We start from the raw sequence: 26,603 nt of genomic DNA, 5'->3' as shown, positions 1-26,603 counted from the left end.
GAAAAATAATATAGTACAATACATTAGCTTTGACTTTTGATATTTGAAATTTGAGATATCTATTATGCATTTTAAAATCGCTTATCTTAAACTTACGTTGTTCTATGTTTTGATCATTATGATCATTAGCGTGTCTTTTTCTGCGGCCATTTATCAAATTTCTGCCAGAGAGGTCGGACAGGGCTTAAGGCGCCAAACCGGAATTTTAAAAAATATTCAACCTTCGCAAAACGTTTGCGAAGAAGTTAACTGCAATCCGATCATCTCTGAACTTGAAAAAATTCGCGACGAACAGATCGATGAAACCAATGGTCGCCTGCAATTGAATCTAATCTACTTCAATCTGTTAATTTTGGTTTTGTCGTCACTCTTATCGTACTATTTTGCGCAAAGGGCTCTAAAGCCGATCGAAGATATGATGTTGGCACAAAGCCGTTTTGCTGCCGACGCTTCTCATGAACTAAAAACCCCGCTTACGGCCATGAGATCAGAAATTGAGGTGAACCTGCGCGACCAAAAAATCAGTTTGAGCGAAGCGAAAAAACTACTAAATAGCAACTTGGAAGAAATTGGAAAATTGGAAACGCTATCTAACGCCCTTTTGAAACTGGCAAAATATGAAGATAACTCGCACAAAGAATTCAAAGAAATTTCTTTGTCAGAAGTTGCTGTTGAGGCCTATGAAAAAATTGAAAAAATTGCCAAAAGCAAAAAAATAAGTTTTGAAAATGATTTTGCCGAAGCCAAAGTTAAGGGTGATAGGCCGAGCTTGATTGAATTGTTTGTCATACTTCTTGATAACGCGATCAAATACAGCCCAGAGGAGTCAAAAATATCTATCATGATAAAAAAGGAACACCAGCATGCCGAAATTAAAATCAAGGATCAGGGTGTTGGTATCGAGCCTTCTGATCTGCCGCATATTTTTGGTCGTTTCTACCGGGCCGATTCTTCTAGATCAAAAGACAAAACAAAAAGTTATGGCCTTGGGCTCTCAATTGCCAAACGCATAGTAGAACTACATGGTGGAGCTATTTCTGCCGACTCAAAACCCAATGAGGGCAGCACCTTCACAGTCAATCTGCCTCTTTATTAATCCAGAGAAATGTCCGTTAATACTTAAAAAACCACACTTGTGTGGTTTTTGGGGTGACAGATATGAATGAATATGATTAGCCAAAATTTGACAAACATACTAAGCCATTTCTCAGACTCTTTTTATACTATATATTCATACTTCATTAGAACAGGTCCCAGCATCAGCTGATCTGGTGCTGGGCACCGGAAAGGAGCAAATGCAAGAAGATAAAATTGAGGAAAAACCAGGCCCGAAAGAAGAAAAAATTTCCCCGAAATTCGAGGATAAATACCGCCACCACAACAAAGCGGCAATTATCACTTTGGCAATAATCGCGGTTGTAATTTTGGTTGGTGGAATGGCGGCTGTAGGACATGCCTTTTTTCATGGCCACAGTGAGCGAAAATTTGAAAGAGTGTCGGTTGAACGAACAGGGCCGGACATGATGGGCGGATTTGGTGACAATATGATGGGTGAATATCGCAACGGCGGGATGCGGGAATCCGGCATGCGACGAGGCGGGCATGAAGGAAAAATTACCGCTGTAAATGGCGATAATTTGACTATGACTAACGGCAGTTCCGATACTTCAGTCGCAATTCTTGACTCAACTTCTATTTATAACGCAGACGGGAAAATAATCTCCAAAGGCGATCTTAAGGTTGATGACCAAATAATCGTTCGTGGCCGGCCGAATTCGAACGGAGTTATTCAAGCGGTCGTGATTCAAGTAACGCAATAAGCCGCAAGCTGATAAGTGATATCTTTTAGCTTGCAGCAAAGGGGAGCGGGATACTAAGCGCTACCCCCTCCAGCGCTTAGTATCCCGCTTTGAATCAATACTATTTTTTGCAAAATTGGCCTAAATGTAAAATTTAAGTACATACGGATTCTAAATTTTTTAAAAATAAATGATCAAAACGGCTCACGGTGAGCCGTTTTGATATTGCTTGCAAAAAAACTATAATAGTAGCAGGAACATAAAACAGGAGGGATATGAAACCAATTTGGATCGTGATTATCACAGTAGTTGTAATGGCAGCTCTCGGGGCCGGCGGCTACTATTATTTAAATAGCCAGTATGTGAAGGAAAAGAACGATTTGCAGTCACAGGTTGATGATTTAAATGCAAAAATTAATGCAAAAAGTTCAAACTCTTCGTCATCCGAAAATTCTTTATCCTCTCAAGCTGTTGTCGACACTTCAAACTGGAAAACACTAACTCTTCCGCTCACAAATGGTACTCTTAAATATCCGGATTCTTGGACCCTGACCAAAGAGGCTGATACTTCAGGAGTTTCGACTCAAATTACGACATATGCTATAAACAAAGGCGGGGAAGTATATGGGGTAATAAATGAATATAAAATTTCCGAATGGGTAAAAGGCGCAGGAAGTGACGAGCCGTATCAGTTGTCTGCTTCCGATAGGGTATCCCTCCTTGCGGCGGTAAAGGACTTGTATAATGCCGGTAAATTGACCGATAATATCAAGAATGATCTAAATAAATACAGCGTTGAATTTTTGACCTATGCCAAGGCTGATAGGGTTTATATGGATTATTTGAAAAGCACGGATGGAAAATCCAAAGGTGTTGCAATGATCGGTACGCATAGCCAGGATTACGGTATACCGATTGAATATCATGCATTTGTTTATAATCCCGATCACGATGCGATTATTGAGATAAACCGGCAATTAACATCGTTCTCTACCGAAGTGGCCACTCTTTCCAAGCAATATGGAACGAGCCCAACTGATGCGCAAGACAAAAAAGTTCATGCAGATTTTGTTAGCCTTATGACAACAACTCCTCGAGAGTCACTAAGTTTTGCAAAATACATGGACGAGATTGATACTTCCATTGAGACTCTCCATTTCTAACAAAAGATTTCCGGCTTGGATGAAAATTAGCTAGTGATCTTAAGCTTTAGCCTCTCTTGACCTTGGCTGCCAAGAGTAGTAAAATAATGATCTATGTTGAAAATTCTTAAATATTTGAAGCCATATATTTGGCAGATTGTTGCTCTGTTTATTTTGGTGTCAGTCTCTGTTTATACCACTCTTCTTCTTCCGGATTACATGGCAAAGATCATAAACGAAGGTATTGTTTTAAATAACAATAATGTTATTCTCTCTACCGGATTGACCATGCTCCTATATTCACTTTTGGGAGGTGTGGCCACAATCGGTGTTGGCTATTTTGCTGCTCGAGTTGCCACCGGTTACTCAATGGATATTAGAAACAAGGTTTTCTCTCAAGTCGAAAGTTTTTCGCTCTCTGAATTTAATAAATTTTCCACTGCTTCATTAATTACACGATCGACCAACGATATTCAGCAGATTCAAATGGTTTTAGTGTTATTGCTACGCATGGTTTTGCAGGCACCGATTATGGGCGTTGGCGCAATCATAAAGGCCTATGATCTGGCTCCGTCAATGAGCTGGATTATTGCGCTTGCTGTATGCATTTTAATTGGTGTGATTATTGTGCTTTTTACTATTGCTCTACCGAAATTTCAGCTTTTGCAGAAGCTTGTTGATAAACTCAACATGGTCACGCGCCAGAATCTTACAGGGTTACGCGTTATTCGTGCTTTCAATAATGAACATATTGAAGAAAATAAATTTGAGAAAGCCAATGTTGACCTTACCAATACCAATCTATTTGTAAACCAGGTAATGGTTATAATGCAACCGGCAATGATGCTTATTTTCAATTTGACTGCAATTGCCATTATCTGGTTTGGTGCCCACCTAATCGGTTCCGGGAATTTAGAGGTAGGGAACATGCTCGCCTTCATGCAATATGCGATGCAAGTTATAATGTCATTCCTTTTGCTTTCATTTATGTTTATCATGGTGCCACGTGCCTCGGTTTCTGGTGCCCGGATCTCTGAGATTTTGGAAACTAAGCCCACGATTGCGGATCCAAAAAAGCCCGTTAAAGTTGCAAAAGTAGGCAGGGGTTTGGTTGAATTTAAAGATGTAACTTTCAAATACAAAAGCGCAGATGAGGCGGCGCTTTGCAACATTTCTTTTGTCGCTAATCCAGGTGAAACAACCGCTATCATTGGCTCGACCGGTTCGGGAAAAACCACTTTGATTTCTCTGATCCCAAGATTTTATGATGTTACATCCGGCGAAATTTTGATTGATGGAATCAATGTCCGCAAAATGAAACTTGAAGATCTGTATTCCAAAATCGGTTATGTGCCGCAAAAGGGCGTTCTTTTCTCCGGTACAATCGAGAGCAACATAAAATACGGTGCGCCAAAGGCATCGGAATCCGAAGTGAGAAAAATGGCAGAAATTGCCCAAGCCAAGGAATTTATAAAAGATCTGTCTGATAAATATAAATCTAATATTGCCCAGGGCGGTCACAATGTTTCCGGCGGCCAAAAACAACGGCTTTCCATTGCGAGGGCAATAATCCACAAACCGGAAATTTATATTTTTGATGACAGTTTTTCTGCCCTTGATTTCAAAACTGATGCAGCGCTTCGAAAGGCACTCAAAAAAGAGGTCAAGAATAAAACGATTTTGATCGTTGCCCAACGAATTTCAACGATATTGTCTGCTGATAAAATTTTGGTACTCGATGATGGCAAAATTGTTGGGCAGGGGACTCATTCGGAGCTGATGAAGACCAGCGATATTTATCGGGAAATTGCATCATCACAGCTCTCTCCCGGCGAACTTTCAGCCTATCAGGTCAGCCTAGATGGTGAAAAATTAGCCGCGAAGGGAGCAAAATGACAGACAAAGATACTCCAAAAACGGAAGCGCCAAAAAAGCGTGGCGGCGGGCCAATGGGCGGGCCAGGGCACGCCATGGGCATGATGGCGGAAAAACCAAAGAATTTTAAGAAAACGATGCAAAAACTTCTCGCCTACATGCGCCCATTTTTGGTAACAATCGTCGTCGTTTTCATCTTTGCTATTGCTTCGACAATATTTTCGATCCTTTCTCCGAAAATATTGGGCAATATGACCAACCAAGTCGTATCCGATTTCATTGACATGAAGGCTTATGACGCAATAATCGGTTCTTTACCAAAGGGCGTGACCGTGCCTTCTGGAACAACCGGAGGCCAATTCATCAAGAATTTACCACAGGATATGGTTTCCAAAATTCCTTCAAATATTCGTGATCGCATCACAAATCTAGATCTCACGCATCGCCCGAGTATTAATTTTTCCAAGGTTAGGCATATCGCGATCATTCTTCTCATACTGGTTCTTCTTTCATCCATATTTACCTATATTCAAGGGTGGATTATGACCGGAGTTTCGCAGAAAATCACGTATCAATTCCGGCGTGATATTTCGGAAAAAATTAACCGAATGCCGCTCAAGTATTTCGATTCGCGCACCTATGGTGAGGTTTTATCGCGCGTTACCAATGATGTCGATACAGTAAGTCAAACTCTAACCCAAGGTTTGACCCAGACGGTCACTGCAGTCACGATGATCATCGGCATCATTATAATGATGTTTACAATCTCATGGTTGCTTACTCTGGTCGCGCTTGTGATTTTGCCGATTAGCTTTGGGCTAATTGCTTCTATCGTCAAAAAGTCCCAACATTTCTTTAAAGAACAACAAGATCAACTCGGGCATTTGAATGGCCATGTTGAAGAAATGTATGCCGGCCATAATGTAGTGAGAGTTTTTAACGGCGAGAAACGTTCAGTTGAGAAATTCAAGAAAATTAACAATAAACTCTTCGATAGCGCCTGGAAGTCACAGTTTTTATCTGGTCTTTTGTTCCCGATTATGAATTTTATCGGTAATCTTGGATTTGTCGGCATTTCCGTTTTGGGTGGCTGGCTTGCTTTTAAGGGAAGGTTACAAATTGGAGACATTCAAGCATTCATTCAATACATGAATCAATTTAATCAGCCGATTGCACAATCAGCGACGATTGCCAATGTGATGCAGTCAACGGCTGCTGCGGCTGAACGCGTTTTTGAATTCTTAGATGAAACTGAGGAAGTTCCCGAAGCAGCTAACCCTGTTGTTATTGATAAGGTGAAAGGTGGCGTGGAGTTTAATAATGTTGTTTTTGGCTATAACCCGGACAAAGTAATCATCAAGGGCTTCAATGCCAATATTAAACCCGGCCAGAAAGTTGCTATCGTCGGCCCGACCGGTGCCGGTAAAACGACGATGGTCAATCTTCTTATGCGCTTTTACGATGTAAATAAGGGCGCGATCAAAATTGATGGCATTGATATTCGCGAAATGAAACGCGCCGATGTCCGAAAAACTTTTGGCATGGTTTTACAGGACACCTGGCTTTTCAATGGCTCGATCCGTGATAACATTGCCTATGGTAAACTTAATGCGAGGGAAGAAGATATCATTGAGGCAGCCAAGGCGGCGCATGCTGATCACTTCATTCACGCTCTTCCCGAAGGATACAAGGCGGAGATTAACGAAGAGGCCGACAATATTTCCCAGGGTGAAAAACAGCTCTTAACTATCGCCCGGGCGATGCTCGCCAAGACTCCAATGCTAATCCTCGATGAAGCGACAAGCTCAGTCGATACTCGAACAGAAATTTTGATCCAGAAAGCGATGGAAAATTTGATGAAGGATAAAACCAGCTTTGTTATCGCTCATCGTCTCTCAACAATTCGCGAAGCCGATTTAATTTTAGTGATGCGCGACGGCAATATTGTCGAGCAGGGAACACACCCTGAACTTCTTAAGAAAAACGGCTTTTACGCTTCTCTATACAATAGCCAATTCACGGCGCCGGAAACGATCTAATATTTATTATTATTAAATTCTGCATTAAACTGCGTGACTTCAGTTTCGTTTTTTGTTATAACAGGAACGAGTAAAGCCGGAACACTCTTCTTGGAGGTTGCGTAATGACCAACTATATTCCGCACGGACTGGCTTTGCTGATTGCAGCACTGCTGGTTTCCATCATCTACCTAAGGTCTAGGCGGCGAAACGGACTGACCTGCAAACGCTGCCACCACTACCCGATTGAGCGAGCGCATTCCAGCGTTCCGAACGACACGATTTGGAAGCCGCAATGTCCCAACTGCGGCTGGTCCGAGGGGATGGATCCCTCAATTGAGGGTATGCTCGGACACCTGTTTCCATCTGGCTCGCGCCTTCCCGAAGGGATAGATCCTGAGGTGGCGATCCGCGTTCTCGCTGGTTATGGGGAACATCCTGCGGATCTGCTCAACAAGCTGGAGCAGTTGCTCAAGGGTCGGGGAACGGCAACAGCTCTGGCCAAGCTTCTTCTCTGGAGACGGCCATTCGACCCGGAAGGAGATCTGGAGGATTATACCTGTCACGGCATGACATGGTCGTTCCTCCAGGAAGTGGACCTAGCGGCTATGTCGTCTGATGTGTACTGGTGGGATCGTTGCGGGCCGCTAATCGCCGAAGAGATGGCGAGATTGTGGGTGGACGAGGTGAGTCTGGTCTCCGACATTCTCATGTTCTACTCGGTTCACGTGCCTTGTGGCGAGGAAGCGGTAGTAGTGACCGAGAAGCTCGGCTTGGTGCACGAGGAGAGGGGGTACCGGCTGCTCGGGCCGGAGGATGCGGTAGTAAGTATGGAGTCCGGCTGAACCAGCTGGTCTCCGCACCGGGAAGGCGGTTGCGTGTCACGCAGCGGCCTTCTTTGGTTCTATGGATTATTTTTAAAAAACCTTTCTGCTATACTTATGGTGAATGAAAGAAGACAATTTAAAAATAACGGAAATTAGAAAAGCCTATTATCCGTTGATTGTTAAAATTATTTTATTATCATTCTTATTCGATGTTGTTCTATTTATTGTTTTTATAATATTGTTGTCCCTAACGTCAGATCGGGTAGTCTTGTTTTACTTATTTTTGATACTCATCGCGGCCAAACTAGCTGTGTTATCAGTCATTGCAATTAAAATGACATTTGCCTGGACTTTCATTTTTTATCACATTGAAGATAATCGGTTGATTCAATATCGAGGGTTCTACAATCCGGAAGAAGTGATATTCAACTTAAATAATCTCTATTCGATAGACGCATATTCAAGTTATCTTGGCAGAGTCTTGAAATATGGCGATTTAAGCCTGACTTTTATCAATAATGTAAATAACGAAAAAGACATTATCCAGATTTGGGGAATTGTTGAACCGTTTCAATATAAAAAATATTTTCAGCAATTTTTGAAATAATTAGATCAAAAAACATCCCTTACTATATTGTTGTATAGCAAGGAATGTTTTTATTTTGGCGACATCGATGGAAATAAGCCGCTTACGCAATGTATGCGTTAACAGCAAATCTCGCGGACATAAAGCGCCATTCTTATTTTGAAAGCATCCTCGAAATTACGCGGGTCTAAGCCAATACGATAGGCGATTTGGTCAAGGCGGTAGAGCACGGTATTTCTGTGAATTCCCAGTTTTTCTGCAGTATCTGTTGTGTTCAGGTTCTCCTCAAGAAAACTTTTTAGAGTCATCATTAAATCGCGGTCTCTTAATCTCTCTAAAATTTTCATAGCAAGATCGGCTTTTTTCTTTGTATCTCCATCTGCAATGGCGAATAGTATTCCGAAATCGTTGAAATAGTAACTTTTGCCATTTCCATAGAGCTTGTCTCCAAGTGTCAATGCTGTTTTTGCTTCTTTGATAGATTCACACCAACCATCAACTTCATAGTAAGCGTTTCCAAAACCAACGCTGATTTCGGTAATCTGTGAGCTTTTAAGAGGGGAAAATATTGACCCGAATGATTTTAGCAACATCCCGCGCACTCTGTCTTCATTTTCCTCAATCGATTTTAGGACCAGAAAATTTTCATCTCCGACATATGCCACTATAATGTCGGTATTTCGCGAGAAAAAAGCATTAAGTGCTTCCTCAACTTTTCTTTTCCATTTTTTTATTAAGTCTTCTCGTTCAATCGACATCATCTCGGGTGACTCCAAGACATAGTCGCGAAAGCCCGATAGTTGCACCAATATTGCCATCCTTTTAGAATCCAGGTTATAACCCATCACGGAAATTGCACTTTTGTATGCGTAAATATTGTCTTTACTGAAATGGTCGACCATTTCAGTAAAGATGTGGTCGCCAAAATCGTAATTATCGCTGGCTTTTTTGTGCACTTCTTCAGCATTTTCCTTTTTGGCCGCAGTTTCATATTCCGATTGTTTGAATCGACCCATGAAACTGCTCAAATTTTTGTTTTCTCTCCGTAATGTTTGAGTCGGCATTTTAACTCCTTTTTTTAAAAATTTGATTCTGCAAGAACAGCATAAACAATCATCTGTGAAGCAAAGATTAAAAAAATATTAAGAAATCTTTAATTTTGTAGCAAATTACAAGTCCGGGAAGAGATATTTTTAGAACAAACCACAATATTAAAAAAATGAGCCGCGCTCACCATGTTGGGATTGAATGAAACCAAATGTTTCATAATAGCCAAAATTGGAAATACCGATTTATTATATTCTTGAGAGTTCGTTCTGCATTCTTTTCAATGTTTACAATCATTCTTCTGAAATTTTGTAGCCAACTCCATGGAGAGTGTGGATTAGTTTGGGATTTGAGTCCTTGTCGATTTTTTTTCTTACTGCAGCGACAAACACATCCACAATATTGCTAATACCATCGTAGTTATAATCCCAAACATGTTCTATCAGAGTACTTCTGGTTACGACTGAGTCTTTGTGTCTCATCAGATATTCTAAAATTGAAAATTCCTTTGGGGTTAATTTGATATTTTTGCTCTGTCTTTTTACTGAATGTGAGATCGGATCAAGCTCAAGATCGGCAATCTTTAAAGTTGGTGAGCTTTCATGTTTGCTTCGGCGAATAAGGGCATGGATTCTTGAATTTAGCTCTTTAAACGCAAATGGTTTGGTAAGATAATCGTCAGCTCCGCAATCGAGGCCCTTTACCTTGTCATCAAGGTTGGCTATAGCGGATAGAATAAGAACCGGCGTATCGATGTGCTGGTCACGCAAACGTTTACACAATGTGAAGCCATCAATCTTGGGAAGATTAATATCAAGAATAATTGTGTCGTATTCATTCTGATTTAATTCGGACATATAAAGCCCATCTTTTCCGTCGTAAGAAACATCAACAGCGTAGCCCTCTTCTACGAGACCTTTTTTGATAACGTTGGCGAGCCGATGTTCATCTTCTACAATCAGTATTCTCATGATTTTTCAACTAATAAGCTAAAATTAACAACAAACAACCAATTAAATTATTCTCTTGGCTTTTTCGCTTCTAAATTTTTACTTTTTACATATCTATTATCATAATATTCATTTTATGAATATTTCATTAAAAAATTATCATTTCATTTTTTGTTGTTTCATTCCGGTGAGTGGGAGCGAAAAATAGAATGTTGTGCCTATAATATCGGAATTGATGTGGTAGGGAGAAGGTGATTCAAACCATACTTTTCCGCCGCATTGTTTTATCATGGACCGCACGATATAGAGTCCCAATCCTAAGCCCTCTGCGCCGTGAGAAGTACTGCCCCTGAACATTGAGTCAAAAACTTTTCCATGCTCCGAAGCAGGAATCCCTGGTCCTGAATCGACAATTTCTACCAATAAGTTTTTTGGCAAGGTGGTTGCTTTGACAACTACTTGTCCATTTTCGGGAGTGTATTTTATAGAGTTCATCAAAAGGTTTTCAATAATGGTATTGAAGATGTTTTGGTCGACTTTAATATAAGGCATATGGTTGGCGTACGTTTCAATAATCGTGATTTCTTTTTGTTTGGCAACTTTTTTGGCCCTATTAACCATTTCTTTTATCATTAGCTTCACATCATCAAGTTCTGGGTTGATCTTCAATCTTCCGGTTTCTACCCGTGAAACATTTAAAAAAGTGTTTACAAGGTGTGCCATACTGTCGATGTCTTGTTTTAAATAATTTAAATTTTCCCGCGTTTCTTTATCAATTTTTTTCTTTCCGGAATATAGAAGTTCGGTGGTTAATCCGAGAGTTGTTAGGGGGGTGCGGAGTTGATGGGCAGCGAATGAGATTAATTCAGATTTTGTTCTCTCCAAATCTTTTTCCTTTGTTATGTCTCGATAAATTCCGATGACCCCGGTAATTCTGCCCTTATTAATAATAGGGGAGGCGGTAATCAGAAGCCTGATGATAACTTTGTCTTTTCTTTTAAATGAAAATTGATCCGTTTTCATGATTTTTTGTGTGTTTTTCATCGAATACAAAATCAAGCCAAGCGGGCGTTTTTCAATAGGCACTTTTCGCCCTCCGTCATCGACAAGTGGGACCACAGAATCAAGATTCCGGTTTATTAATTCTGTATTCGCAAGATCGAAAAGATCAGAAAAAGCTCGGTTTGCAAACATGATTCTTCCGCAGTTGTCTGTGGCAACGACTCCGTCCCCGATACTCGAAAGAAGGGCTTCATCTTCATTTTTCTCAAGTTGGAGCTGCCTAGCATATTCCCGTAGCTTGTCCTGGTTTTCCAAGAGTTTTTCTTGGTTATTGACATAATCGCGAAAAATAATTCGTTGCGGTCGATAAATTATTGACACGACGAGCGTTCTGTAGAAAAGGTAATATGCAAAAATAGCAAAAAAATGCCCGATCATATTAGAAAATCCGAAAGGGTCAGTATACAGAGTGAAAGATAGTTCGGACATTATTAAAAAGATTATCGAGACAATAGTGAGGCGTAAGATTGAATAATCAAATTCCTTTTTTCTGCCCAGAAGTATAGCAATTGCTGCCAAATACACCCCGCATATCATATATTCAGAAATAATTTTGAATTCAGTTAATCCTTTGCCTGCGATAAATGAAGCCGGGAATACTCTGAAATAGAAAATTGAAAGCACTATTGCAACAGAAGCAAAAGAGTAAATCAAAAATGTGAGCCAGTGGGTTGCTCGCTTCCTCACAAAGAACGTTGCTGCTAGAAAAGATAAGGACTGAAATAAACTCCCGGCGATCCAAAGCTGTGTCGCCAAATTCGATGGGTCGAACGAGGGGAAATAAAATTGCCCCACCCCCTTGTAGGCCAGGGCATGCAAAAATCGGAATAACGCAACAAAGATGAAAGATACACCTGCTACGAAGTAGAAATTATTTTTAAGAAGGCGTGATGAGTTCCATATTGCAAAGAAAATAGTAATGCCCACTGTAATAGCAAAACCCTCTGCAAAACTATGGAATAGATTGAAGTTATATTGTTTTAAAAAGTACAAAGTTCCGAGTACCAATACAACACATATTCCTGCAATGAAATATGGATATTGCGGGATCTCCAGTTCATATCTCTCTGCTAATGATATGTTTTTCCGCATAGGATTGCGATTACTTTATTGGAACAAAAGTATAATCTAAAGGAATAAATTTGTAAAGTGATGGGCATTAAATTCATATTAGTTTTCATATACATTATAATGTAGTTATGTCCTGTAGTTTTAAAGATCGAGTTTTTGCTGTAGTGGCAAAAATTCCATGTGGCGACACGCTAAGTTACAAAGAGGTGGCGGAAAGGGCTGGCAATCCTAACGCATATCGTGCTGTCGGCAATATTTTGCATAAAAATCACGATAAAAACATTCCGTGTCATCGAGTGATTCGCGCAGACGGAAGCGTCGGCGGATACAACAAGGGCCTAAGCCTAAAAAAAATTATTCTAGAAAAAGAGCGCAATTCGCGTAAGAAAATATTTTCAGGTTAGTTTTGTGAAAAATTCTGTTTGGGTTAGCAAGGAGGGTTAAATTTTCGAAGAAGACCATAAATTTTGGAAGCATATAAGGCGTATTCCTCCGGTTTTGTCAGTCGGGCTAATTTTTGTTTTGTTAACCGGGGTCGGTGTGTTTGCTTATGTTAAAAACCATCCGCAAATTGTAAGTAATACAAATACTGCTGCTGTGCCTTCGCCCGAATCTCAAAAAGGTGATGAAAACCCGACTTTGGTAATACAATCAGATGCACCAGAAGCAGTTAAGAGTAATCCACCAAAGCATGCCTCAAAAGGATCGACAAGATCGTCTGTCTCAACTTCGGCTGGAAAAGCGACTGTGGTTTCCGAAGGCACCATTTCACCGGAAGACATAAATACTTTGCAAAAATATGCGGGTGAAGGTCCTGTTTCGAATATTTACTATAATGACACGACAGGAAATTATCCTGCTTTGGGCGAAACAATAAAAAGTTATTTAAAAAATAGTTTGCTTTGGTCAGGCTCGGATATTTCATACATGTACGAGCTTAGAATCGTCGATTGTTCCAACTGCGGTTATGGCGGTTTATACACCGGCAGTTACATCTCTAATTCTGACGGCAAAATTACCAAAGCTTTTGGCTGGATTACTTTAAATGTTTATTCGTACAAAAGTTCTCCTTATTTTGCAGATTATATGAAGTTGGTTTTTTCTCATGAATACGGGCATCATTACACGCTTTACCATCGTTGGGTGGACAATAATATTCCAACAGGGGAGCGTTGGCCATCGCAATATTATTCATCTCGTCCCCTAAGCCTTTCGTCCACTGCTCCGGATTACTCGCTAGGTTGGGGGAATTGCGATGTTGAAATCGTGGCTGAAGATTATTCCTACCTCTTTTCTGGTTATGGTTATCACGCAATGAGCGGAACTTACGGCTACCCATCGGGGTGGGTTAAGACTTGGCTTTCAGGGATGTCATCTGCGCCGCCGGAAGAAGATACAACACCTCCTTCTGTGGCAATCTCTTCGCCCCAGGACGGCTCAAATGTTTCTGCGGTTACAAGCATTGTTATAAATGCAAGCGATAACATTGCTGTGACCAGAGTTGAGATATATGTTGATGGTGCAAAAACTGCAACAATTATGTCTGCGCCATACAGCTGGGCATGGGAGACTCGGAGTTATTCAAACGGAACTCACGCCATAAAGGCAAAAGCCTTTGATTCCAATCAGTCGGTTGAAGTTTCTGAAAGCGTAAACGTGAATAATGCCGAAACCGATTCGGAAAAACCGGTAGTGACTATTTCTGATCCCTTGTCATCACCAGTGAACTGGACGGAGGATAATTTGCATATTTTAGCTTCAGCCACAGATAATGTGGCAGTTGTGAAAATGGAAATATATGTTAATGATTCTCTTGTTGCAAGCGAAGATTCCAGCAGTATCGAAAGGATTTGGCTCAGAAGCGGCACGCCAAACGGCAGTTATAATTTAGTAATAAAAGCTTATGATCCCGTAGGAAATGTTGGAACGAGTACTATGATTGTAAATAAAAGCTAGCAGCTAACGGCTATTTTAATTCTGCGGAGACAATTAATCTTTGTTTTGTTGTATTTATTGGCCAGCAAGTAATAAGGGTTAATTCTTTTTTACTATAATTTTGGTTTACCACGTTGACATCATCCGGATCAACAATTTGTTTGTTGAATACTATAAAATTTAGATTTCCACCTTGCTTCTCGACGGTTATTGGGTCTCCGATGCTCAAATTATTAAGGGTGGCAAAGATTGACTTATAATTTCCTGGCTGATCTTCATAATAGCTCGAGTGGCCAAAAATCACACTATTACCAGAATTACCTGGAAGGGCTGTGCCCTTCATGTGGGCGATGCCTCCCTCCAACGCTTTCATATAACTTTCTTTATTGTTGCCATCAACATTTAAAACAATTGGTGCTGTTATTTTAAGATCAGGGATTTCCAAAGTCATTTTTCCTTCGGATTGGTTGTCAGGATTTGAATTTGTTACTCCGGCTACAAGCGGTTGGTCACTAATCGTAACAGCAGTCTTGTCATCGGCTTTTGTGTTTCTGCCAAAAAAATAGTAAGCACCGACGCTTACCACAGAAACGACGATTGCAGCCAACAATATTTTTACAATGATATTTTTTAGCATTTCGCTTTGATTGTATCAGCGTTGGGGTTGGGCTACAATGTAAATCTTATACATTGATGGTCGAGCTAATTTTTCAGTCGGTAATAACCCATATTATGTTAAAAAAATCAAAAAACCTAATTTAGAAGCGCCAAACAATAGCAAACAAAAACCGAACTAAGCATAAACACTACATGTAGTATGTTAAGGCTTTGAACGATGGCAAAAAGGGTGTATATTGTAAATTACCGAATACAAATTTGCATATATTGATCACTAGAATGGAGGGCCGAAGGGATGTTTACTAAGATTCGAAAACGCGACGGAAAAATCGTTGATTTTACTGAAGCCAAGATTGCGAGCGCAATCGCAAAAGCTGGCAAGGCAACAGAAGAATTTGGCGAAGACGCGGCCAAGAAATTAGCGAAAAAGGTAATCGAGCTTGCACCGGAGAGAATTCGCCGAAAGATTCCCACCGTTGAGGAAATACAAGATGTAGTGGAAGAAGTGCTCTTGTCATCAAAATATCGCCAAACTGCGAAGGCTTATATCATATATCGCCAAAAACATGCCGAACTTCGCGCGTTAGCTCTTGAAGAACAAGTGGGCCTAGTCGAACAATATGTCGGTAATTTGGACTGGCAGGTGAAAGAAAATTCCAACATGGCTTATTCGCTTCAGGGCCTTAACAACTATATTTCTTCAGAAATCTCCAAAGGTTATTGGCTGGGCAAAGTGTACCCTGAAGAAATCAAACGCGCGGCGGCTGAAGGCGATATGCACGTTCATGACCTCGATAAACTTTCGGTTTACTGCGTCGGCTGGGATCTACAGGACCTTTTGGCGGTCGGTTTTTCGGGGGTGGAAGGCAAAATCGAATGCAAGCCAGCCAAACATCTTCGGGCAGCCCTCGGCCAGCTGGTTAATTTCTTTTTTACCTTACAGGGTGAATCTGCGGGAGCACAGGCAATTTCAAATTTTGATACCTTGCTTGCTCCATTCATACGCTATGACAAAATTGGCAGAGCCGAGCTAAAACAAGATTTGCAATCATTCATGTTTAATATGAATGTCCCGACAAGGGTTGGCTTTCAGACACCCTTCACAAACATCACACTCGATTTAACCGTGCCTTCCACTCTTGCTGATCAGCCGGTTATGGTTGCAGGCAAGCCGCAAAAGGAAACCTATAAGGAATTTCAAGCTGAGATGGATCTTTTCAATGAAGTATTTGCCGAGGTTGTTTCTGAGGGCGATGCTAAGGGACGGATTTTTACTTTTCCGATCCCGACTTACAACATCACAGCAGACTTTGATTGGGAGAATAAGAAACTCGAAGGCTTGTGGAAAATGACAGCCAAATACGGCGTTCCGTATTTTTCTAACTTCATCAATTCGGACATGAAACCGGAAGACGCACGCTCAATGTGCTGCCGTCTGCGACTAGACAACCGCGAGCTTATGAAGCGAGGCGGCGGTCTTTTTGGTGCAAATCCTCTTACTGGTTCGATCGGCGTCGTCACTATCAACTTGCCTCGGCTTGGCTATCGTTCGCGTGACAAGAGGGAATTTCTATATAATCTAAGCTATGTTATGGATCTAGCCAAAGAAAGTTTGGAATTGAAGCGGACTGCGCTTGAGAAAATGACAAATGCCGGTCTTTATCCGTATTCGAAGTTTTATTTGAGAAATATCAAAAAGCGCGATGGCAAATATTGGTCGAATCACTTCTCAACTATCGGATTGGTTGGAATGAATGAGGCAATCTTGAATTTGCTCGGTCGCGACATTGCCACGGCTGAAGGCCAGAAATTTGCTCTTGAGGTAATGGATTATATGCGTGAAAAAATTTCAGGATATCAGCAAGAAACTGGCAACAATTACAATCTTGAAGCTACTCCTGCCGAAGGTACGTCTCATCGTTTGGCGCGTATAGATAAAGAGCTTTATCCCGAAATTATGGTTGCAAATGAAGCCCAACACGAAGAGCTCGGATTGCCAGTTTACTACTCAAATTCTACACAGCTTCCAGTTGATTATTCGAATGATATTTTTGAAATTCTCGATCTTCAAGATGAACTACAGACCAAATATACCGGTGGAACCGTTGTTCATCTGTTTGTGGGTGAGGAAATCAAGGACTTAAATGCAATGAAGAATCTAATTAAAACCATTTGCGAAAATTACCGGTTGCCATATTTTACGATTAGCCCAACGTTTTCTGTCTGCCCGAAAGATGGATATATTCCTGGCAGAGTGGAGAAATGTGAAAAGTGCGGTTCGGAAAACGAAGTTTATGCCAGAATTGTCGGATATATTCGCCCGATTAAACAATGGAATGAAGGAAAAAGAGCGGAATTTGATGATAGACAAACTGTTCAGATCAAAAAAACAAAGGATGCTAAAGAAGAAGTAGTAGTGGATGAAAATGTAGAACAAGCAGAGCTAATTTAATACATTTAATAACTAAAAACCCCAAAGGGGCCCCTACGGGGCGAAAAACTAAAAACCATGAGGATGATTCATTCGGTTATTAGTTATTACATATTAGTTTTGAATTTATAAAATGCAAATTGCTGGTCTTGCAAAAACAACTCTCGTGGATTTCCCGGGGTTAGTTGCGGCTACAGTCTTTACACGCGGCTGCAATTTTAAGTGCCATTATTGCCATAATCCAGAATTGGTATTACCCGAGAAGTTTAACCCCTTGATTCCCGAAGAAGATTTCTTTGAGTTTCTTGAGTCTCGCTATGGAAAGCTGGGTGGAGTCTGCATTACGGGCGGAGAACCGACGATACACAATGACTTGCCGCAATTTATATCTCACATCAAAGCTCTTGGATTTCAAGTGAAGCTTGATACGAATGGCACAAATCCCGAACTGCTTGAAAAAATCATCAAGGATGGCGATGTCGATTATATTGCCATGGATATTAAGTCACCGATTGATAAGTATCGAGATGTCGCCAATTTCCAATTTCCAATTTCCAATTTCAAAAAAAATTCCAAATCAAAGAAGCCGCCAGCTGCAAGTTGCAAGCTGATAGCTGGTGTCCAAAAATCAGTCAAACTTATTATGAACTCTGACATTTCATATGAATTTCGGACGACTCTAGCCAAACCATTGCACAACATCGACGATATGATTGGCATTGGCAAAATGATCAAGGGCACAAACAAATACGTCATCCAAAATTATTTGAAGACGAAGCAAATCTCCGAAGAAATGAAACTCGCGCCATTTTTAGACAAAGAACTCAGGGAAATGGCAAACGCTATCAAGCCTTTCGTTAAGTCGGTTGAAATCCGATAAATTTGTTTAAGCACTCTGAAGTTTAAAAATAAACAGCAGTTAATAGTTGTTGGCTGCCATTTTTTGTTGACTTTTCTCACTAAGAGAGTGTAAATTACCTAGGTGTAGTTTCCGCCCACAAATCCGAACACTGGGGGTACTCAAAGTGAATAGCGCATTCGCTTCGATGGTTGCTGGTTTGGCCGCATTTGTCTTCTTGTTGCTCTTTCTGATGGCTCTGCGAGCCTACAACAGTCTGGGCAGAGTAGTCGCCATGCTTCTGAAGGCGACGATTCCTTTGTGGAAGCAGCCGACGATCCATGGGGTGCAGTGCTTCCGTCTTGTCATCACGGGCGATCTGACACTATCGGTGTGGGTACGCAAGGATGGCCGTCCGTGGTTGTCAGTCAATGGAGGGGTGCCTCTGAAGGTCATCCATCACGAGGTGATGAAGGAATTCTGGTGGGAATTGCTGGCATATCAGGCTCAAGAGCAGTCAACACAGGAATAGCTACAACATGAAGGGGAAAACTGGCGGTCGGTCCCATGTGGACCGCCGTTTTCCGTTTAATAATAGAAGATATTTAAAATATGTTGCATTTTAGAGTCTAGATTTTGGAGTTTCCTCACTATTTAACTTGTAAAATATACCGGTGGGGGGTATATTGTGGAAAGAGGGGGGTATGGCTGTGGACAAAGCCCGCAGCGAATCGAAAGTCTATAAAGTTCGTAATGTCCATAAAGTGAACGACCATGCATTATCAAACAATTTTTAATCGCTTGCGCAGAATTGAGGGCCAGATCCGCGGCATTGAAGATATGCTGGATAAAAATAAACCGGAGAAAGAGATATTAATTCAGCTTGAAGCTGCAAAATCATCTCTGGCCTCTACTATCTCAACATTTGTAGAACTTTTGATTATCAAGAACCGCGACGAGGACGGGAATGTGGTCTTGGGTGAAGACGAGATTACAATTATCAACAGGTTTATCAAAAAATAAATTCTGAATATCTCCATATAAAAAATCCTTGATTTCTCAAGGATTTTTTATTACATGAAAATTTTAGTTTGATTTAAAGCATTGATCCGTAGATAGTGCCGAAGGTAACGGCAAGGATGGCAACTGCTGACATCGCAACGGCTTCGATCGCTTTAAGATTATCCAGATCTACAGCTTCGGTGCCAACGCGCGCAATTTCTTTTCTCATTTTTCCTCCTAATTACTTTTGTTTTTCTCATCGGATTGTTTTTGATGATTAAATCATTGTAGCAGTTTTGTAATGAAATGTCAAGGATTAGAGCATGGCTGCTTTTATTTTTGAACATATTATCGTACAATAATAGTGGGCTTTAAGCCTTGTTTTGGAAGTTAACAGAGAGGAAATTATGGCGGAGGAAAAAGCAAAGAAGAATGAAGAACCCAAGATTGTGGTTGACGATGATACATGCATCGGTTGTGGTACGTGTATTTCTTTAGCTCCGGAATGTTTTGAGCTGAACGAACAAGGTAAATCAGTGCCCAAAAAAGGGTGCTCAGATTTTGAAAAAGCAAAGGAAGCGGCAGACCATTGCCCAGTTGATGCGATAGAGATTGAATAATGAGAATAAAGTATTAAGAATAAAGTATTAGGCTTAATGCACAATACTTGATACGAGGATTCGAATGGAGGGGACAACCAGTTTACCGATCCTATATCTTTCTTGGTGGTATGGGTACGCATACGGCCGTCTTTTTAAGTACATTCGCGCGTTTTTTATTATAAATTTTGATCTTTTTTCGGTGAAAGTGTGTATTACGACCCTGTTTTCTCCGTGGAAGCGGGACCTTATAAATTATGAGGGCCTTACTCTACAGGAAAAATTCAAGGCCTGGACTCTGAATTTAGCTTCAAGGTTTACTGGTTTCATTATTAAATTAATGACGCTTTTTTCGTATTTAGTGTCCTCGATTTTTACTTTAGCCGGGTCAATTATTATGGTGATCGCCTGGCCCTTGGTTCCAGTTTTGGCAGTATATTTGATCATTAGAGGGATCAGGGCATTTTGATGAAAGATTCAAATTGCAAAATTGAAGAAAATGGCACAATAATTGCTAAAGCGATCAAGATTGATGCCCTTGTTTCGAATTATTTTTTTAAGTTTATTGTTTTTATATTCTATTTAATTTCTGCTGCCGCTATAGTTGCCGATATTGGGAGTTGGTTTGATTTTAACGAAATTGATCCGTACAGAGGATGGGTTTTGCTGGATATTGGCGTGTTTATTTTGTATTTAACTGCGGTAGCATTTTATAAAGTTCGTGTGAGATATCCGAAACAATACGAATTAAATGAATTTGTAGAGGCGATTGCTAACGGCGGGGAATGCAATTTGTTCGGGGTATTTTCATTTGAACTAGCAAAAGCATGGTCCCGAGGACTCAGGGGATATGCCGATAATGCGACCTCCAAAGACATCGCAAAAGCCATATTAAATTCGCCGGATATGATTTTTATTCTTGCAAGAATTGGAACTTCGAAAGATTTAGTTGGCGAATATCTGGAAGGAGAATCGGGCGATTCTGATACTTTGCAGTTGGTTATACGCGCCCTAAAAATTGCCCAGGCAGAATCTCATCACCAAATTGAGGTTGGCGACCTTTTTGTGGCGCTCTGTGAAAAGGACAAAGGATTACAGCGTTTCATGTCAGATTATCGGCTTGAACTTCAAGATTTGGCCAATATAGTTTACTGGCAAACTGCCGAAGTCCGTGAAAAATATTATAAAAAGAAATTTATAAATCCAGACAATATAAAGTTGACCGGAGGGGTAGGTAAGGATTGGATATTTGGAGCGGCGGTCCTTTTGAAACAATATTCGCAAGATCTTACCAGAACTATCGCCGAAACCGGATTAAATTTGCATATTGTGGGTCATGACAAAGAGATCAAAGCAATGGAAGAAGCGCTTACCAAACAAACTGGAGGCAATGTTCTACTGGTTGGAGAAGCTGGTGTTGGGAAGAAGACAACAGCACTTGGTTTTGTGAAGAGGGTTTATGAGGGGAAAGCGATGGGTTCGCTTTCCAATAAACATGTTTTGAAACTTGATATTGATTCACTGCTTTCGGGTGCTGTAAGCGGAGGGGAAATCACGCAAAGATTGACAGAGATATTAAATGAAGCCACAAGAGCGGGCAATATTATTCTGTTTATTGAAAATATCCAAAATCTGTTTTCTTCTGGAGATGCCGGAAGGGTAAATGCATCCGAAGTCATCCTTCCTTATTTGGAAGGTTCTGGGGTTTATTTTGTTGGAACCTGCGATATTTCATCTTACAATAAATATTTTGCTACAAATGGCGTCTTGGTCGAGCGTTTTACCAGGGTAACCATTGAAGAACCGGATAAAAATGAAATGGTTAGAATATTGGAGGATATTGTTCCTCAAATCGAATACCATACGAATTCATTAATCTCGTATGGGGCAATCAAAGAAACCATCCATGCTGCGGATAAATTTATTTTAAATCAGCCAAATCCTGAAAAATCGATCAATCTTTTAGATGGAGCATCGGCCAAAGCAACATCCGAAAGGGGAGAGACGATTATTACTCCAGATGATATTTTGGCCTATGTTTCTGAAAAATATGACGTGCCGAGCGGGGAAGTTGATGAGTCTGAAAAGAAGAAGCTTTTAGATCTTGAAAGCATTATGCACAAAAGGGTGATCGGGCAAGGGGAGGCGATAAATGCCATTGCCAATGCTTTGCGCCGCTCCCGCGCCGGTGTGACGGATACAAAAAAACCAATCGGATCTTTTCTGTTTTTGGGATCAACCGGTGTAGGAAAAACGGAAACGGCCAAAGCTTTAGCCGAAGCATATTTTGGTGACGAAAGCCGCATGATTAGATTTGATATGTCAGAGTTTCAAAACAAACAAGACATTTACCGGTTTATCGGATCAAATATTTCTGGAGAAGAAACACAGGGAGTGCTTACTACTGCCGTGCGAGAAAGGCCTTTTTCCCTTCTTCTGTTTGATGAGATTGAAAAAGCGCATCCGGATATATTGAACTTGTTTTTGCAGGTTTTGGATGAAGGCCACTTGACGGATGGGTCAGGACGCAAAGTAGCATTTACAAACACTATTATTATTGCCACGTCCAATGCTGGTGCAAATTTAATACGCCAATCGGTTCAGTCGGGAGTCGAGTATGAAAAAGTAAAAAACGATCTCTTGAACTATATTATCGAGCAAAATATTTATCGTCCGGAATTTTTGAACAGGTTTACAAGCGTTATAGTATTTTCTCCATTAACACGTGAAGACATAGTCAAAATTGCAACTCTAATGGTTAAAAATCTTACCGATATTGTTGCTAAAAACAAAGGGGTCAATCTGATTGTGATGCCAGATGCGATCGTAAAGCTGGCAGGAATAGGGTATGATCCACAGATGGGTGCCCGTCCCATGTCTCGCGCCATTCAGGAAAAACTAGAAGATGTATTGGCAAAAAAGTTTCTTTCGGGTGAACTTCAAAAAGGTGACTCGATCACTATGTCCTCAAAAGACATTTTATAAGTCCAATTTTTGAACGATTATAGTACACCTACAGATTCTGTGAGAATATTGTTTAGATTGATTTTTTGTTGCCATTCCTCTATAATCTCCACATGAAAAAAAACGACAAAGAGGGGGCCTTTTCTCTTCGTTTAATAATATTCGGCATTATTCTCTTGATATCTGCTCTGATTTTGCTATATCCAAAAATTGATATTGAAGACAAAAAATCTGAAAATACGGAGGCCGAAATTTCCCAGTCTTCTCTCGAGAAGAATTTAGGGGAGACTCAAATAACTGCCTCAGAAGATAAACCCCTGGAAATTCCCTCAAAAAAAGTTCTCTCGATGTCTTTCGCTTCCCAGGCTCCTTCTGGCGACTGGTCTGAGCCTTGGCAGAATGCTTGCGAGGAGGCATCGATCGATATTGTTCGATATTATCTAAACGAAAAAACTTTGTCCAAAGAGTCAATGCGCGATGATATTCTCTCTATGGTAGATTGGCAGATGAAGAATTGGGGTGGGCACTATGATCTTACTGCTGAAAAAACTCTTATATTAGCCCAAAATGTTTACGGACTATCTGGCGAAGTATTATCTGATTACTCAGTTGATTCAATCAAGCGATTAATTGCTAGTGGGGTACCGGTAATTGTCCCAACTGACGGGCGGCTTTTGGGCAACCCAAATTTCACAAACGGCGGGCCAGAATACCATATGCTGGTGATCAAGGGCTATGATAGCGCTGGATTTATTACCAACGATCCTGGAACGAGGAAGGGCGAAGGATATTATTACCTCTACCAAACGGTTCTTGAGTCAGTCAAAAATCCCGACGGCGGACAAAAAGAGCTCCTAATAGTAACAAAATAGAGCTCAAGGTATTGTGACTCGATAGACTTTAAGGACTATTTGTGTATGTATACCGGAGTTCCGATCGGTGCCCAGTCATATACAACCTGTGCTGAGCCAACGCCTAATCGCACGCAACCATGTGATACTGGCGTGCCCAGGTGGCTTTCGCCTTCCTTGTAACCATTTGGCCATTCTGGCAGCTCATGAATTCCATAGCCGCCCCCCAATCCATTCCACCATGGCATCCAGAGTCCATATGGAGCTGACCAAGCCTTTGGATTTTTGTCTTGGATGTATCTTGTGCCAACCGGAGTAGGCGTAGAGGCTTTACCTGAAGAGATAGTATAGCAGGCAAGAATTGTATTAAATTCAATTTGGCATAATTTTTGCTGGGCTAGGTCTATATCAATGTATTTACCTTCAAAACGGCCAGGCACGATTCCTTCTGCGGGAAAAACCCTTACTTCTTTTGGTGCCTCGGTGGTTGTCGCAAGGGCGATGCTGAATGAGTTCTGAGAATTAATTTGATTTTTTATATCCTTTAGGGCCTGGTCTTTGTTCAAATATAAACCCTCTCTACCTTCTTCAATTACGCTATTGTCCACCGCATTAATTTTTTTGTCCACCCTTTGTATTTCAAAATTTTTCGCAATGGTGGTGAGATAGGTTTTGATCACATTGTCATCTAGATTCGTTTTATACAGGCCTTCGCTTACGGAAAAAACGATCCATTTTCCGATATCCGATTTAGTTGGTTTATAAGATTGCGAATTATAATTTAAAACAATGTTGCTTGATAAATATTTTTGTGCCGCTGCTTCGGCTGAACTCAAATCGGCAATTTTGATTTCTGGTGCGACCACATTTGTCTCAAGGGGAATGTTAAAACTCTCTGTAGTATCGTTATTTCCACTTAAAGAGATTATTTTTTGTGCCAAGTCACCGGAATTTGCTACTTGGCCTGATTGCTCTGGAATTTCAGACAAAACCCCATTCTCAATTTTTAGCTCCGCATTTTTGGGTTCAATACCCAGGCCAGGAATTTGTGATGAAACAAAACTATTGAATTTTTCTTCATCTACCGAAACAGCCAGATTAATTGAATTTGGCTTCAAAATCGTCATAGCGGAAAGATAGATCTGAACAAGAAATTTATTGTTTCTTCCAACCGCATATGCTTCATTTACGGACTTGTTTGTATCGATCGATAAGCCGGTATCGGATACCTTTGCTGTGGCGCTTTTGTCTCCTGCGGTGAGCGTAACATTTTTTGTCAAAACATTAGTTTTCTTGCTCTCCAAGAGAGTTATCGCTTGCTGTTTTGTCTTTCCGGATAATTCAATATCTGCAATTTTTACTCTGTGATAAATTTTTCCAGCATAGGTTTGTTGATAGAAAAAAAGAGATCCGGATAATAAAAGAAGTAGCGCGAAGAAAGAAAATGCTACCCATTCGAGAATTCTTTTTGTCTTGAATGTCACTTTTGCCCCCACTAGTTATACTAATATTTTACAAGAAACCACCGGTTAAACACAAATCAAACATGTAAAAATTGTTATTTAGCGGATTTGTCTCGACTTTAGTCCCTGAAATTCTTCTTTTGAATTTATTGGAATTCCGTAATATTTTGGGTTTTTGCCCTCTCCTTTTGTAAAGAGGGTGATATGCGGAAAAGGAAGGGGGATTCTTGATTCAAGAATGTTATTTATATTTTCTATAAATTGATTGAATCCTGGCATGCAAACTGTTCTAATGTATGATTCTCGATATTCGTCACGGGTTCCAGTTCTGGCGGCTGGTATTAAGCCTGCGACATAATAAATATCTTCGAGTTTAAATTTCCAGTCGGTATGCGAAATCAGAGAAATTATTTTCTGTATGATTTTGGTTCTTTTTGCCGGCGAAGATTCTTGCAGTAGCGGAAGAAATACTTTTTCACTCAATACGGTAATGTGCAGATTATTTTGCTCCCTAAATCCATCGTTTTCGGCTTTTGATCTGATTCTGTCTATCCCTGATTGACTTTTAACTAAATAAATCGCCAAATATAAATCATCGTCGAAAACGGGGCTACCTGGCGTCATGAATTCTTTGTTCGTATTCAAAATTTTATTTCATTCTAATTGTCGCAGTCGAAAAGTATTTTGGTGGGCCCAGCAGGGATCGGACCTGCGACCAACCGGTTATGAGCCGGGCGCTCTACCACTGAGCTATGGGCCCAATCGCACGAAGATATAATAACAGAATTATGCTAATAAATTCAAGGTTAAACAAGATCAGCTTGGCTAGGATTGACAAGAATGAAGAATATTGATATAATAGTATAATTTCATACTCTGTAATACAAAATAAAAACAAAAATGAATAAAACAAATACAAAAATGGTAAATAATTTTAAAAAATTCAAAACATATTTTGGCCTAATTGTTGCTGCTATTGTTATTTTTACTTCAATTTCTGGTGCTTTTGCCTCAGAAATTACTCCGGAGAATATTGAGCTATTGATCAATTCCGAAAGAACTGCAAACGGTTTAATTCCTCTTAGGATTGATAAAAGCCTCGATCAGGCCGCCAAGAATAAGTCTTTGGATATGGTAAATCGAAACTATTTTGAACACTATGCGTTTGATCTTGCCCCGTGGGATTTTATTATAAGCGCAGGATATAATTATCTTTATGCTGGAGAAAACCTTGCTATGGATTTTAATACTGCCGAAGGCACAGTAAATGCTTGGATGAAATCACCGGCCCATAGGGACAATATTTTAAACCCTGATTATTCTGACATGGGAATCGGCGTGGTAAAGGGGGCTTATAAAGATAATAATGGTTCGCATGATACTTATATGGTTACAAATATGTTTGGCCGCAAAAAGCCTGTTGTGCTTCAGATTTTTGACAATATTGTTTCTAAAATTGCATCTTTTAATATTCCCTAATGTATAACAAAAAAATTGAGATGAATAAAAATACAAAAAAGCCCTT

At 40.4% G+C, this 26,603-nt stretch carries 25 protein-coding genes and 1 tRNA gene; 17 read left to right on the top strand and 9 right to left on the bottom strand.

Annotated features, from left to right (window positions below; all coding sequences use genetic code 11):
• The first annotated feature begins 64 nt into the window (after positions 1-64).
• From WC080_02610 to WC080_02580, 7 genes are all read left to right on the top strand, one after another.
• On the top strand, positions 65-1,096 hold the full coding sequence (locus tag WC080_02610; protein ID MFA7244152.1) for a HAMP domain-containing sensor histidine kinase: 1,032 nt from the start codon (positions 65-67) through the stop codon (positions 1,094-1,096).
• Between the two features lie 199 nt (positions 1,097-1,295).
• Positions 1,296-1,820 carry a DUF5666 domain-containing protein gene (locus WC080_02605; GenBank protein ID MFA7244151.1) on the top strand — a complete coding sequence of 175 codons (525 nt, stop codon included), beginning with the start codon at positions 1,296-1,298 and terminating at the stop codon, positions 1,818-1,820.
• Positions 1,821-2,074: 254 nt separating this feature from the next.
• Positions 2,075-2,962, top strand: a complete 888-nt coding sequence (locus tag WC080_02600) for a hypothetical protein (GenBank protein MFA7244150.1) — start codon at positions 2,075-2,077, stop codon at positions 2,960-2,962.
• A 93-nt stretch (positions 2,963-3,055) separates the two neighbouring features.
• Positions 3,056-4,837: an ABC transporter ATP-binding protein gene (locus WC080_02595; GenBank protein MFA7244149.1), complete on the top strand. Its 1,782-nt coding sequence runs from the start codon at positions 3,056-3,058 to the stop codon at positions 4,835-4,837.
• Positions 4,834-6,855, top strand: a complete 2,022-nt coding sequence (locus WC080_02590; protein MFA7244148.1) for an ABC transporter ATP-binding protein — start codon at positions 4,834-4,836, stop codon at positions 6,853-6,855. The genes WC080_02595 and WC080_02590 overlap by 4 nt, the downstream gene beginning before the upstream one ends.
• A 104-nt stretch (positions 6,856-6,959) precedes the next feature.
• Complete coding sequence (locus tag WC080_02585; GenBank protein MFA7244147.1) at positions 6,960-7,679, top strand: hypothetical protein; 720 nt, start codon at positions 6,960-6,962, stop codon at positions 7,677-7,679.
• A 103-nt stretch (positions 7,680-7,782) separates the two neighbouring features.
• Complete coding sequence (locus WC080_02580) at positions 7,783-8,268, top strand: PH domain-containing protein (protein MFA7244146.1); 486 nt, start codon at positions 7,783-7,785, stop codon at positions 8,266-8,268.
• Positions 8,269-8,366: 98 nt separating this feature from the next.
• On the opposite strand, the gene WC080_02575 is transcribed toward WC080_02580, so the two are convergent.
• The 3 genes from WC080_02575 to WC080_02565 form a co-directional block, all read right to left on the bottom strand.
• Positions 8,367-9,311 carry a helix-turn-helix domain-containing protein gene (locus WC080_02575; protein ID MFA7244145.1) on the bottom strand — a complete coding sequence of 315 codons (945 nt, stop codon included), beginning with the start codon at positions 9,309-9,311 and terminating at the stop codon, positions 8,367-8,369.
• Positions 9,312-9,587: 276 nt separating this feature from the next.
• Positions 9,588-10,265 carry a response regulator transcription factor gene (locus WC080_02570; protein ID MFA7244144.1) on the bottom strand — a complete coding sequence of 226 codons (678 nt, stop codon included), beginning with the start codon at positions 10,263-10,265 and terminating at the stop codon, positions 9,588-9,590.
• A gap of 138 nt (positions 10,266-10,403) precedes the next feature.
• On the bottom strand, positions 10,404-12,398 hold the full coding sequence (locus WC080_02565; GenBank protein ID MFA7244143.1) for an MASE3 domain-containing protein: 1,995 nt from the start codon (positions 12,396-12,398) through the stop codon (positions 10,404-10,406).
• A gap of 107 nt (positions 12,399-12,505) precedes the next feature.
• Between WC080_02565 and WC080_02560 the strand changes: the two genes are divergently transcribed.
• Both WC080_02560 and WC080_02555 read left to right on the top strand, forming a co-directional pair.
• Positions 12,506-12,781, top strand: coding sequence for an MGMT family protein (locus WC080_02560; GenBank protein MFA7244142.1), 276 nt, complete (start codon positions 12,506-12,508; stop codon positions 12,779-12,781).
• A gap of 136 nt (positions 12,782-12,917) precedes the next feature.
• Positions 12,918-14,333 carry an Ig-like domain-containing protein gene (locus WC080_02555; protein MFA7244141.1) on the top strand — a complete coding sequence of 472 codons (1,416 nt, stop codon included), beginning with the start codon at positions 12,918-12,920 and terminating at the stop codon, positions 14,331-14,333.
• 10 nt (positions 14,334-14,343) lie between these two features.
• Here WC080_02555 and WC080_02550 read toward each other — a convergent pair whose 3' ends face one another.
• Positions 14,344-14,949: a class D sortase gene (locus WC080_02550; GenBank protein MFA7244140.1), complete on the bottom strand. Its 606-nt coding sequence runs from the start codon at positions 14,947-14,949 to the stop codon at positions 14,344-14,346.
• 276 nt (positions 14,950-15,225) lie between these two features.
• Here WC080_02550 and WC080_02545 point away from each other — a divergent pair, with 276 nt between their 5' ends.
• The 4 genes from WC080_02545 (at position 15,226) to WC080_02530 (ending at position 19,222) form a co-directional block, all read left to right on the top strand.
• Positions 15,226-17,382 carry a ribonucleoside triphosphate reductase gene (locus WC080_02545; protein ID MFA7244139.1) on the top strand — a complete coding sequence of 719 codons (2,157 nt, stop codon included), beginning with the start codon at positions 15,226-15,228 and terminating at the stop codon, positions 17,380-17,382.
• 112 nt (positions 17,383-17,494) lie between these two features.
• Complete coding sequence (locus WC080_02540; GenBank protein ID MFA7244138.1) at positions 17,495-18,241, top strand: anaerobic ribonucleoside-triphosphate reductase activating protein; 747 nt, start codon at positions 17,495-17,497, stop codon at positions 18,239-18,241.
• Between the two features lie 145 nt (positions 18,242-18,386).
• Positions 18,387-18,731: a hypothetical protein gene (locus tag WC080_02535; GenBank protein MFA7244137.1), complete on the top strand. Its 345-nt coding sequence runs from the start codon at positions 18,387-18,389 to the stop codon at positions 18,729-18,731.
• A 242-nt stretch (positions 18,732-18,973) separates the two neighbouring features.
• Complete coding sequence (locus WC080_02530; protein ID MFA7244136.1) at positions 18,974-19,222, top strand: metal-sensing transcriptional repressor; 249 nt, start codon at positions 18,974-18,976, stop codon at positions 19,220-19,222.
• 73 nt (positions 19,223-19,295) lie between these two features.
• On the opposite strand, the gene WC080_02525 is transcribed toward WC080_02530, so the two are convergent.
• A complete protein-coding gene (locus WC080_02525) occupies positions 19,296-19,430 on the bottom strand; it encodes a hypothetical protein (protein ID MFA7244135.1) in 135 nt (44 codons plus the stop codon).
• A gap of 178 nt (positions 19,431-19,608) precedes the next feature.
• On the opposite strand from WC080_02525, the gene WC080_02520 reads away from it, so the two are divergent.
• Positions 19,609-19,821, top strand: a complete 213-nt coding sequence (locus WC080_02520; GenBank protein MFA7244134.1) for a ferredoxin — start codon at positions 19,609-19,611, stop codon at positions 19,819-19,821.
• Between the two features lie 234 nt (positions 19,822-20,055).
• On the opposite strand, the gene WC080_02515 is transcribed toward WC080_02520, so the two are convergent.
• Complete coding sequence (locus WC080_02515; GenBank protein MFA7244133.1) at positions 20,056-20,247, bottom strand: hypothetical protein; 192 nt, start codon at positions 20,245-20,247, stop codon at positions 20,056-20,058.
• A gap of 21 nt (positions 20,248-20,268) precedes the next feature.
• Between WC080_02515 and WC080_02510 the strand changes: the two genes are divergently transcribed.
• Entirely contained in the window at positions 20,269-22,785 is a 2,517-nt protein-coding gene (locus WC080_02510) for an ATP-dependent Clp protease ATP-binding subunit (protein MFA7244132.1), read from the top strand.
• Between the two features lie 92 nt (positions 22,786-22,877).
• Positions 22,878-23,636, top strand: coding sequence for a C39 family peptidase (locus WC080_02505; protein ID MFA7244131.1), 759 nt, complete (start codon positions 22,878-22,880; stop codon positions 23,634-23,636).
• Positions 23,637-23,671: 35 nt separating this feature from the next.
• Here the strand turns inward: WC080_02505 and WC080_02500 are convergent, their stop codons facing one another.
• From WC080_02500 to WC080_02490, 3 genes are all read right to left on the bottom strand, one after another.
• The gene (locus WC080_02500) at positions 23,672-25,099 is read right to left on the bottom strand and encodes a L,D-transpeptidase family protein (GenBank protein ID MFA7244130.1); all 1,428 of its coding nucleotides are present in this window, start codon (positions 25,097-25,099) and stop codon (positions 23,672-23,674) included.
• A 78-nt stretch (positions 25,100-25,177) separates the two neighbouring features.
• The gene (locus tag WC080_02495) at positions 25,178-25,723 is read right to left on the bottom strand and encodes a hypothetical protein (protein ID MFA7244129.1); all 546 of its coding nucleotides are present in this window, start codon (positions 25,721-25,723) and stop codon (positions 25,178-25,180) included.
• Between the two features lie 40 nt (positions 25,724-25,763).
• A tRNA-Ile gene (locus WC080_02490) sits at positions 25,764-25,838 on the bottom strand.
• A gap of 140 nt (positions 25,839-25,978) precedes the next feature.
• Between WC080_02490 and WC080_02485 the strand changes: the two genes are divergently transcribed.
• The gene (locus tag WC080_02485; GenBank protein ID MFA7244128.1) at positions 25,979-26,557 is read left to right on the top strand and encodes a CAP domain-containing protein; all 579 of its coding nucleotides are present in this window, start codon (positions 25,979-25,981) and stop codon (positions 26,555-26,557) included.
• Positions 26,558-26,603: the final 46 nt, after the last annotated feature.

This window comes from Patescibacteria group bacterium, from assembly GCA_041674405.1.
GTDB lineage: Bacteria > Patescibacteriota > UBA1384 > XYA2-FULL-43-10 > XYA2-FULL-43-10 > JBAYVT01.
This window is presented reverse-complemented; position numbering and strand designations above follow the sequence as displayed.

What these genes read in the sequence shown, in the direction of transcription:
- WC080_02515 (MFA7244133.1), bottom strand. Translation starts at nt 20,247, where the DNA reads ATGATCAAATATACTGCCAAAACTGGAACCAAGGGCCAGGCGATCACC.
- WC080_02595 (MFA7244149.1), top strand. Translation starts at nt 3,056, where the DNA reads ATGTTGAAAATTCTTAAATATTTGAAGCCATATATTTGGCAGATTGTT.
- WC080_02605 (MFA7244151.1), top strand. Translation starts at nt 1,296, where the DNA reads ATGCAAGAAGATAAAATTGAGGAAAAACCAGGCCCGAAAGAAGAAAAA.
- WC080_02600 (MFA7244150.1), top strand. Translation starts at nt 2,075, where the DNA reads ATGAAACCAATTTGGATCGTGATTATCACAGTAGTTGTAATGGCAGCT.
- WC080_02485 (MFA7244128.1), top strand. Translation starts at nt 25,979, where the DNA reads ATGAATAAAACAAATACAAAAATGGTAAATAATTTTAAAAAATTCAAA.
- WC080_02575 (MFA7244145.1), bottom strand. Translation starts at nt 9,311, where the DNA reads ATGCCGACTCAAACATTACGGAGAGAAAACAAAAATTTGAGCAGTTTC.
- WC080_02510 (MFA7244132.1), top strand. Translation starts at nt 20,269, where the DNA reads ATGAAAGATTCAAATTGCAAAATTGAAGAAAATGGCACAATAATTGCT.
- WC080_02585 (MFA7244147.1), top strand. Translation starts at nt 6,960, where the DNA reads ATGACCAACTATATTCCGCACGGACTGGCTTTGCTGATTGCAGCACTG.
- WC080_02570 (MFA7244144.1), bottom strand. Translation starts at nt 10,265, where the DNA reads ATGAGAATACTGATTGTAGAAGATGAACATCGGCTCGCCAACGTTATC.
- WC080_02530 (MFA7244136.1), top strand. Translation starts at nt 18,974, where the DNA reads ATGCATTATCAAACAATTTTTAATCGCTTGCGCAGAATTGAGGGCCAG.
- WC080_02565 (MFA7244143.1), bottom strand. Translation starts at nt 12,398, where the DNA reads ATGCGGAAAAACATATCATTAGCAGAGAGATATGAACTGGAGATCCCG.
- WC080_02560 (MFA7244142.1), top strand. Translation starts at nt 12,506, where the DNA reads ATGTCCTGTAGTTTTAAAGATCGAGTTTTTGCTGTAGTGGCAAAAATT.
- WC080_02550 (MFA7244140.1), bottom strand. Translation starts at nt 14,949, where the DNA reads ATGCTAAAAAATATCATTGTAAAAATATTGTTGGCTGCAATCGTCGTT.
- WC080_02545 (MFA7244139.1), top strand. Translation starts at nt 15,226, where the DNA reads ATGTTTACTAAGATTCGAAAACGCGACGGAAAAATCGTTGATTTTACT.
- WC080_02505 (MFA7244131.1), top strand. Translation starts at nt 22,878, where the DNA reads ATGAAAAAAAACGACAAAGAGGGGGCCTTTTCTCTTCGTTTAATAATA.
- WC080_02610 (MFA7244152.1), top strand. Translation starts at nt 65, where the DNA reads ATGCATTTTAAAATCGCTTATCTTAAACTTACGTTGTTCTATGTTTTG.
- WC080_02580 (MFA7244146.1), top strand. Translation starts at nt 7,783, where the DNA reads ATGAAAGAAGACAATTTAAAAATAACGGAAATTAGAAAAGCCTATTAT.
- WC080_02590 (MFA7244148.1), top strand. Translation starts at nt 4,834, where the DNA reads ATGACAGACAAAGATACTCCAAAAACGGAAGCGCCAAAAAAGCGTGGC.
- WC080_02520 (MFA7244134.1), top strand. Translation starts at nt 19,609, where the DNA reads ATGGCGGAGGAAAAAGCAAAGAAGAATGAAGAACCCAAGATTGTGGTT.
- WC080_02540 (MFA7244138.1), top strand. Translation starts at nt 17,495, where the DNA reads ATGCAAATTGCTGGTCTTGCAAAAACAACTCTCGTGGATTTCCCGGGG.
- WC080_02525 (MFA7244135.1), bottom strand. Translation starts at nt 19,430, where the DNA reads ATGAGAAAAGAAATTGCGCGCGTTGGCACCGAAGCTGTAGATCTGGAT.